The sequence below is a fragment of the Amaricoccus sp. genome, from assembly GCF_017995835.1.
Lineage (GTDB): Bacteria > Pseudomonadota > Alphaproteobacteria > Rhodobacterales > Rhodobacteraceae > Amaricoccus.
Map to the genome: position 1 here is coordinate 1 of NZ_JAGOID010000121.1, position 7,888 is coordinate 7,888.

At 70.7% G+C, this 7,888-nt stretch carries 7 protein-coding genes and 1 pseudogene; 6 read left to right on the top strand and 2 right to left on the bottom strand.

What is annotated here, in order from left to right:
- From KBA23_RS14525 to KBA23_RS14545, 5 genes are all read left to right on the top strand, one after another.
- On the top strand, positions 1–310 hold a 310-nt coding region (locus KBA23_RS14525; protein ID WP_290742259.1), incomplete at its 5' end, for a signal peptidase II.
- 55 nt (positions 311–365) lie between these two features.
- A complete protein-coding gene (locus tag KBA23_RS14530) occupies positions 366–887 on the top strand; it encodes a DUF3035 domain-containing protein (protein WP_290742262.1) in 522 nt (173 codons plus the stop codon).
- 98 nt (positions 888–985) lie between these two features.
- Entirely contained in the window at positions 986–2,845 is a 1,860-nt protein-coding gene (mutL, locus tag KBA23_RS14535) for a DNA mismatch repair endonuclease MutL (RefSeq protein ID WP_290742265.1), read from the top strand.
- Complete coding sequence (rmuC, locus tag KBA23_RS14540; protein WP_290742268.1) at positions 2,842–4,005, top strand: DNA recombination protein RmuC; 1,164 nt, start codon at positions 2,842–2,844, stop codon at positions 4,003–4,005. Before mutL ends, rmuC begins: the two co-directional genes overlap by 4 nt.
- A gap of 81 nt (positions 4,006–4,086) precedes the next feature.
- Positions 4,087–5,394, top strand: a complete 1,308-nt coding sequence (locus KBA23_RS14545; protein ID WP_290742272.1) for a DUF3422 family protein — start codon at positions 4,087–4,089, stop codon at positions 5,392–5,394.
- 545 nt (positions 5,395–5,939) lie between these two features.
- Here the strand turns inward: KBA23_RS14545 and KBA23_RS14550 are convergent.
- Both KBA23_RS14550 and KBA23_RS14555 read right to left on the bottom strand, forming a co-directional pair.
- Complete coding sequence (locus KBA23_RS14550; protein WP_290742275.1) at positions 5,940–6,482, bottom strand: ActR/PrrA/RegA family redox response regulator transcription factor; 543 nt, start codon at positions 6,480–6,482, stop codon at positions 5,940–5,942.
- Between the two features lie 66 nt (positions 6,483–6,548).
- Positions 6,549–7,178, bottom strand: coding sequence for an SCO family protein (locus tag KBA23_RS14555; RefSeq protein WP_290742278.1), 630 nt, complete (start codon positions 7,176–7,178; stop codon positions 6,549–6,551).
- A gap of 115 nt (positions 7,179–7,293) precedes the next feature.
- On the opposite strand from KBA23_RS14555, the pseudogene KBA23_RS14560 reads away from it, so the two are divergent.
- A pseudogene (locus tag KBA23_RS14560) lies at positions 7,294–7,888 on the top strand (sensor histidine kinase); the annotation flags it as partial.

Sequence of the window (7,888 nt, forward strand, 5' to 3'; positions counted from 1 at the left end):
TGGCTATTCCGGCCGCTGGCTGCTCATCGCGCTCGCGCTCGTCATCGTGGCCTGGCTTCTCGTCTGGGTCCGTAGCGCCCCTGGCGGCTGGGCGCGGTCGATCGGCGTCGGGGCGATCATCGGCGGCGCGCTCGGCAATGTCTGGGACCGCTTCACCTACGGCGCCGTGGCCGACTTCCTGAATTTCAGCTGTTGCGGCATCGCCAATCCTTTCGCCTTCAACATCGCCGACGCCGCGATCTTCGGGGGCGCCGCGCTGCTCGTCCTCGCTCCCGGCGCGCCGGCGCCGACGGCGCGCAACAGGACGTGACGCGCCTTTCATTCCGCGGTAAGCACGGGTCCGTTCGGACCTGACGAGGAAGAGGATGCGCTCTGCCGACCCCCTGCGCCTAACCGCGCTGCTTCTGGCCGCGGCCGCGCTCGCGGGCTGCGCCGAAGGCGGGATCGCGGGCAATCTGCGCGCCGCGGGCATCGGCGGCACACCGGACGAGTTCATGGTCCTGCCGACCAAGCCGCTCGAAATGCCCGCCGATCTCGCCGCCTTGCCGGCGCCGACTCCCGGCGCCGTCAACCGAGTCGATTATCAGCCGAAGCTTCAGGCCGTGGCGAGCCTGACGGGCAAGGAGACTCCCGCCGGCACGGCGAGCGCCGGGCCGCTGATCGCGCGCGCCGGTCCCGTCGATCCCAATATCCGGGCCGAACTCGCGGCCGCCGACGTCGTCTATCGCGAGAACAACCGTGGTCAGCTGATCCCGCGGCTGATCCTGCAGGACAACGAGCTTCTGATCTACGATGGCGAGATGCTCGACCGCGGCGCCGAATTCGAACGCCTGCGCGCCCAGGGCGTCGCCGTTCCCCCAGCGCCGCCGACCGTCGTCGCGGAATAGTACGGACGCCGTCCCGGCAGAGCCGAGCCGCCCGTCCGCCTCGGCGCGTTAACCAATATTCACTGGCACGCGGTCGCGTCTGTGCTATACCTTGGGGTATGAATGTCGCGACCCCCAACATAACGGCAATTGGCGGATCGGCTCCCGGTTCTATCCGGCGCCCGATCCGACAGCTCGACGCGGCGGCGGCGAACCGGATCGCGGCGGGCGAGGTGGTGGAGCGACCGGCCGCGGCGATCAAGGAACTGGTCGAGAATGCGCTCGACGCCGAGGCGCGCCGCGTCGCCATCGCCTATGCGGACGGCGGCAAGACGCTGCTCCGGGTCACGGACGATGGCACGGGTATTCCACCCGAGGAACTGGCGCTGGCGCTCAGCCGACATGCGACCTCCAAGATCGACGGCACGGACCTGACCGACATCCGCTCCTTCGGCTTTCGCGGAGAGGCCCTGCCCTCGCTCGGCGCGGTCGGCCGGCTCACGCTCACTTCGCGCTGGGCGGGCGCCGCCGAGGCGGCGCGCCTCGAAGTGCGCGGCGAGGTGATCGGCGCCACCCGCCCCGCGGCGCTCGCCCGGGGGACGGTGGTCGAGCTTGCCGGGCTGTTCTCGACCACGCCCGCGCGGCTGAGGTTCCTGCGCTCGGACCGCGCCGAGGCGCAGGCGATCGGCGAGGTCGTGCGCCGCCTTGCCATGGCCGCGCCGGGCGTCGGCTTCACATTGACGGACGTCACCGAGCCCGACGCCCCGCGCGAGCTCCTGCGACTCGATCCCGAGCCGGGCGACCTCTTCGACGCGCTGCCGGGACGGCTGCGCGCCATTCTTGGCGCGGATTTCGCCGAGAATGCGCTGCGGGTCGAAGCCGAGCGCGAGGGGCTGGGGCTCGCCGGTTTCGCGGCGCTGCCGACCTTCTCGCGGGGCGCGGCGGTGGGGCAGTATCTCTTCGTCAACGGCCGGGCGGTCCGCGACAAGCTGCTCGTCGGGGCTCTGCGCGCGGCCTATGCCGACGTGCTCGCCCGCGACCGCCATCCGGTCGCGGCGCTGTTTCTGATCTGCGAGCCGGAGGCGGTGGACGTGAATGTCCATCCCGCCAAGGCCGAGGTGCGATTTCGCGACCCCGGCCTCGTGCGCGGCCTGATCATCGGCGCCCTGAAACAGGCGCTGGCCGGAGCGGGGCACCGGGGCGCCACCACCACCGGGGCCGGTGTACTCGGCGCCTTCCGCCCCGGACCGGCACCCGCCTGGCAGCCCGGTCGCGCGATGCCCACCCGCCTCAGCCGCGCGGCGCTCGGCTTCGCCGAGGAGTTGCTTGGCCCGGACGGCTGGTCCGGGCGCGTCGAGCCGCCCCGGCCGGCCGAACTGGCTGACGGCGCGCCCGCCGCCGACCATCCGCTCGGCGTTGCGCGCGCCCAGCTCCATGCGACCTACATCGTCGCCCAGACCGCCAACGGTATTGTCATCGTCGATCAGCACGCCGCGCACGAGCGTCTGGTCTACGAGCGCCTGAAGGCGGCGCGCGCGACTTCCCGCGTGCCGGGCCAGCTTCTGTTGATCCCCGAGATCGTCGAGCTGGACGCCGCCGCCCGCGCTGCGCTGCTGGACGAGGCGGCCGAACTCCAAGCCCTCGGCCTCGTCGTGGAACCCTTCGGCGGCGGCGCGCTCTGCCTGCGCGAGACGCCGGCGATCCTCGGCGCCGTCGACGGCCGCGCCCTGCTCGCCGATGTCGCCGACGCGCTGATCGAGGGGGCGGGCCGCGGCCTTGCCGCCCGTATCGACGCGGTGATCAGCCGTGTCTCCTGCCACGGCTCGATCCGCGCCGGACGGCGGATGAGCGGGCCGGAAATGGACGCGCTCCTGCGCGAGATGGAGGCAACACCGCTGTCGGGCCAGTGCAATCACGGCCGGCCGACCTATGTGGAGCTTGACCTCGCCGATATCGAGCGACTGTTCGGCCGGCGATGATCACCATCGGCTCCACCGTGATCGCGCTCGACGACCCGCGGCTCTGGGCCGCGGCGACGGCGCTGCTCGTCGCCGTCCTGCTGCTGCGCGCCAGCGCCCGCGCGACCCGCGCCACCGAGCCGCTGGCGCGGCACCTGATCGAACTCGACGGCGCGGTCCGCGCGCTCAACGACGGCCAGCAGCAGCTGCACGGCGGCATCACCCATGTCGCCGAGGCCCAGGCCGCCGCCCAGGCGCGGGTCGCGGCCAGCATGGAAAGCCGCCTCGCCGAGGTGACGCGGGCGATGAGCGACAGCCTCGGCGCCTCGGCCCAGCGCACGGCCCATTCCCTCGGCGAACTGCGCGAGCGGCTGAGCGCGATCGACAAGGCCCAGACCAACATCGAGAAGCTCTCCGGCGACGTGCTCGGTCTTCAGGACATCCTCTCCAACAAGCAGACCCGCGGCGCCTTCGGTGAGATCCAGCTGCGCGAGATCGTCACCCGCGCGCTGCCGCCCGACGCGGCCAGCTTTCAGGCGACGCTCTCGAACGGCACCCGGGCGGACTGCCTCATCCACCTGCCGAACCCGCCGGGGCCGATCGTCGTGGATGCGAAATTCCCGCTCGAAGCCTACGAGGCGCTGCGCGCTGCCAAGGGACCGGCCGAACTCGCCGCCGCCGGTCGCGGAATGCGGACCGCGATCCGCGCGCATATCAAGGCGATCTCGGAGAAATACATCATCGAGGGCGAGACGGCCGAGGGGGCGTTGATGTTCCTGCCCTCCGAGGCGGTCTATGCCGAGTTGCACGCCAATTTCGCCGATCTGGTGCGCGAGGGTTTCTCGGCGCGGGTCTGGATCGTCTCGCCGACCACCTGCATGGCGACCCTGCACACCCTGCGCGCCGTGTTGAAGGACGCCCGGATGCGCGCCGAGGCCCATGCGATCCGCCGCGAGCTCGGCCTTCTCTACAAGGACGTGGAGCGCCTCTCGACCCGCGTTGGCAATCTCGACCGCCATTTCGGCCAGGCGCAGAAGGATATCGAGGAGATCCGCATCTCGGCCGATCGCGCCCATGGCCGGGCCCGGCGCCTCGAGGCGATCGACTTCACGCCCGAGACGGACCTCGATGCGCCGGACGCTCCCAATCTTGCCCGGCTTGCCGACCGCGCGGCGCCCTGAGCCCGAGCGACGGGCAGCAAAGCCGCTTGGAAAGCCCCGGGGAAAATGGCAACGAAGGGCGGTCAACGCTCGGAGAACGCCATGGCGCAGCTCGCTCTCGACGACTATCCCGACCGCTACCATCTGTCGAACGAGCTGCACGCCCGGCCCTTTCCCGAGTTGACGGCGCCCTGCCGCGCCGCGCATCTCGCGATCAAGCAGCCTCGGGACGCGGCCGACCGCGACCGCGGGCGCGACTTCGCCCATCTCGTCGCGCTGCTCGACCGCCATGGCGCGCCGCGTCCGGCGCCGGGCGCCAACCACTATTCCGGCCCGCTCGGCCGCGGCTTCCTGAAATGGGAGATGCATACCGAATTCGTCACCTACACGATCTTCGCCGATGGCGTCTCCCAACGGCCGTTCTCGGGCGAGGTCTTCTCGCTCTTTCCCGCCGACTGGCTGGCCGAGGCGCCGGGCCTTGTCGTCACTTCCTGCCTCGTCCGGGTCGAGGTGGCGGGGCCCGATCTCGAGGACCGGCTGGGGCGCGAGGTTCTGTCCTGGTTCGTGCCCGAGAGCCTCGCGGTCAGCCAGGTGGTCGATGCCGAGGCGGTGGTCGCGGCCGACTTCCGCATCGACGAGAACGGCCATTGCCGCGTGGCGGTTTTCGCCCGGCCCGGCATCGGCGCCCGCCGGCTGGGGCGGATCGTCCAGCGGATGCTGGAGATCGAGACCTACAAGAGCATGGCGTTGCTCACCCTGCCAACCTCGCGCGGCGTCGCCCAGGCGGTCGCCCGGCTCGATGGCGAGCTCAGCGGCGTGGTCGCGGCGATGGCCGAGGGCGGCGGGCAAGAGAACAAGACGCTCGACCAGTTGCTGCGCATGTCCGCCGAGATCGCGCAACTCTCGACCGCCTCGGCGTTTCGCTTTGGCGCCGCCGGGGCCTATGAAGCGATCGTCACCCAGCGGATCGAGGTTCTGCGCGAGGAGCGGATCGGCGGCCGCCAGCTCCTAGGCGAATTCATGACCCGCCGCTTTGATCCGGCGATGCGCACCTGTCGTTCCGCCCGCGAGCGTCTGGAGGAGCTGTCGAGCCGCGCGGAGCGGGCTGCGAACCTGTTGCGCACCCGGGTCGATGTCGAGAACCAGGCGCAGAACACCGAGGTCCTGCGCCAGATGTCGGCGCGCGCGGCCATGCAGTTGCGCCTCCAGGAGACGGTCGAGGGCCTGTCTGTGGTGGCGATCGGCTATTACGCGGTGTCGCTCGGCACCTATCTCCTCGGGCCGGTGGTCGAGCCGGTCGGCATCGACAAGGCGCATCTCTCCGGGCTGCTCGTCCTGCCGACGCTGCTCGGGGTCTGGCTCATGGTCCGCCGCGTCCGCGCCCGCCTCGACCATGGCGCGACGCATTGAAAGGGGGCTCCCGCGGGCATCGCCCTTGGGCCCGGCGGCCGCTTCGCGGCCGCCACCGGAGCGGCCTGTTGGCCGCGAGTCGTTTTCTCCCCGCCTGTTGGCGGGGCCCCTGGTCCTGCCCGATAGGAATTCCGCCCATATGAAACTGGGAAGAAGGCTCGGGGGCGGCGGGGCGCGCACGGCATCGGGCGTACTGGAGGGCTGGGCCCTCGGTCAGCGAAGGGGGGCAGGTGGGGCGGGCGCCGCGGTTGGCATAGTCGGCCAGGATGCGGTCGAACTCCTTCCAGCTCGGTGAGGTTGCGAAGGAACAGGGAGCCGGGGTGGTGGCCCGGGGCAACTTCTCCGCCGTCGCCCCTTCGATGAAGAGAGCGAACCGGTGACGGTCGTCGAGCGTCGAAGGGCGGAGGCTGACGAAGGTCTCCATTTCGCGCGGATGGGTGATGAGCCAGCTCTTGCAGTCCGGGCAGGACAGGTAGCGGTCCGGGACAGTCTGGGGCGGCGGCGGCCGGCGGGCCAGTCATTTCGCCGGCGTCATTTCGCCGGCGTCACTTCGGGCTGCGCTTGGAGAGGATCCGTTGCAGCGTCCGGCGGTGCATGTTGAGCCGCCGGGCCGTCTCGGAGACGTTGCGGTCGCAGAGTTCGTAGATCCGCTGGATATGCTCCCAGCGGACGCGGTCGGCCGACATCGGGTTCTCGGGCGGCAGCGGCTTGTCGCGTTGGCGGGCGAGCAGGGCGTCGGTCACGTCATTGGCGTCGGCGGGCTTGGAGAGATAGTCCGTGGCGCCGATCTTGATCGCGGCGACGGCGGTCGCGATCGCGCCATAGCCGGTCAGCACGACGATGCGCGAGTCGGGCCGGATCTCGCGCAGGAGTTCGACGAGTTCGAGTCCGTTGCCGTCCCCCAGCCGGAGGTCGATCACCGCGTAGGCCGGCGGCCGGCTGCGCGCCGCCTCGCGTCCGGCGGCGACGGAGTCCACCGCCTGGACCTCGAAACCGCGCTTTTCCATCGCCCGCGACAGGCTGCGGCGGAAGGGTTCATCGTCGTCGAGGATCAGGAGCGACCGATCCGGGCCGATTCTATGCGGCATGGCAGCCCCGGTGCAACGCGCGATTCCTCCATGCTCTCTACCGCCTTAGCAATTTCGGCCGGCGGTTCAAAGGTGTCCGGCGAAGCAGGCGACAGAGGCCGCCATCGCCTCGGGCGCCGCGTCCGATCCGTAGAATTCGAGAAAGCCGTGCGCCGGATCGACGAGATAGGTGAAGGTCGAATGGTCCATCAGGTAATATTCGGATGCGTCGGCCTGACGGTAATAGACCCGATAGGCGGCGGCGGCGGCGGCGATCTCCTCGGCCGTGCCGGTCAGGCCGACGAGGTCTGGGTGGACCGCGGCGGCGAAGTCGCGGACCACATCCGGCGTGTCGCGGGCCGGGTCGATCGTGACGAAGACCTGACCGACCTTGATCCCTCTGGCGGCGAGGTCGTCCGCCACCAGCGCGTTGCGGGCGAGGTCGGTCGGGCAGATGTCGGGGCAGAAGGTATAGCCGAAATAGACCAGCGTCGGGTCGGTCAGCACATCCCTGTCGGTGACCGGCTGGCCTTCGCCATTCACGAGCGTGAAGAGGCCGCCGATTGTCGCGGCGCCGCCGGCGACGGTGCCGGAGCGGCAATCGGCGAAGCGATCGCCGTCGCGCGGGGCAAAGGCGAAATAGGCCCCGGCCCCGAGGCCGACGGTGACCGCGAGCACGGCCGAGACCGCGAAGAGGCGCAGGGTGCGATTGTCCATGCGGGCCTTCTGGCACGGTGGTCCCGGTCGATCAAGGCGGGCGAACGATACCCCGGGCGCGCGTCGGCGCGCGGGGCATGTTCTTTCCCGCGCGGATCTGGCTTAGGTCGGGGCGATGAACGAGTCCGATTTCACCCTTCTCGACGACGAGGCCCGCGGCTCCTGGCTGCGGCTGCGCACGCTGATCCTGTTGCGATGGCTCGCGATCCTTGGCCAGACGGCGGCGGTTCTGGCGGCGGGGCCGGTCCTTGGGTTGAGCGTGCCGCTTGGCTCCTGCGCTGCGGTGATCGCCGCCGCGGTGATCTTCAACGTCATCGCCATGATCGGAACCGCCGAGAACCGTCGCCTGACCGAGCGCGAGGCGACCTTGACGTTGCTCTTCGACGTCGGGCAACTCGGCGCGCTGCTGCTGCTGACCGGGGGAATCAGCAATCCCTTCGCGCTCTTGGTGATCGCGCCGGTCACGATCAGCGCTTCGGTCCTCTCGCGGCGCAGCACCATTCTGCTCGCCGCGGTCGCCTGTGTCATCGTGACGTTTCTCGCGCTCGCGGCGCCGCCGCTCGGCCGGGCCGACGGCGCGCTGTTCGAGCCGCCGCCGCCGCTCCTGCTCGGCGGCTGGGCGGCGATCGTCATCGGCATCGCCTTTCTCGCCTTCTATGCCCGACAGGTGAGTCGCGAGGCCTTCTCGATGTCCCAGGCGCTGGGCGCGA

What these genes read in the sequence shown, in the direction of transcription:
- KBA23_RS14530 (WP_290742262.1), top strand. Translation starts at nt 366, where the DNA reads ATGCGCTCTGCCGACCCCCTGCGCCTAACCGCGCTGCTTCTGGCCGCG.
- mutL (WP_290742265.1), top strand. Translation starts at nt 986, where the DNA reads ATGAATGTCGCGACCCCCAACATAACGGCAATTGGCGGATCGGCTCCC.
- rmuC (WP_290742268.1), top strand. Translation starts at nt 2,842, where the DNA reads ATGATCACCATCGGCTCCACCGTGATCGCGCTCGACGACCCGCGGCTC.
- KBA23_RS14545 (WP_290742272.1), top strand. Translation starts at nt 4,087, where the DNA reads ATGGCGCAGCTCGCTCTCGACGACTATCCCGACCGCTACCATCTGTCG.
- KBA23_RS14550 (WP_290742275.1), bottom strand. Translation starts at nt 6,482, where the DNA reads ATGCCGCATAGAATCGGCCCGGATCGGTCGCTCCTGATCCTCGACGAC.
- KBA23_RS14555 (WP_290742278.1), bottom strand. Translation starts at nt 7,178, where the DNA reads ATGGACAATCGCACCCTGCGCCTCTTCGCGGTCTCGGCCGTGCTCGCG.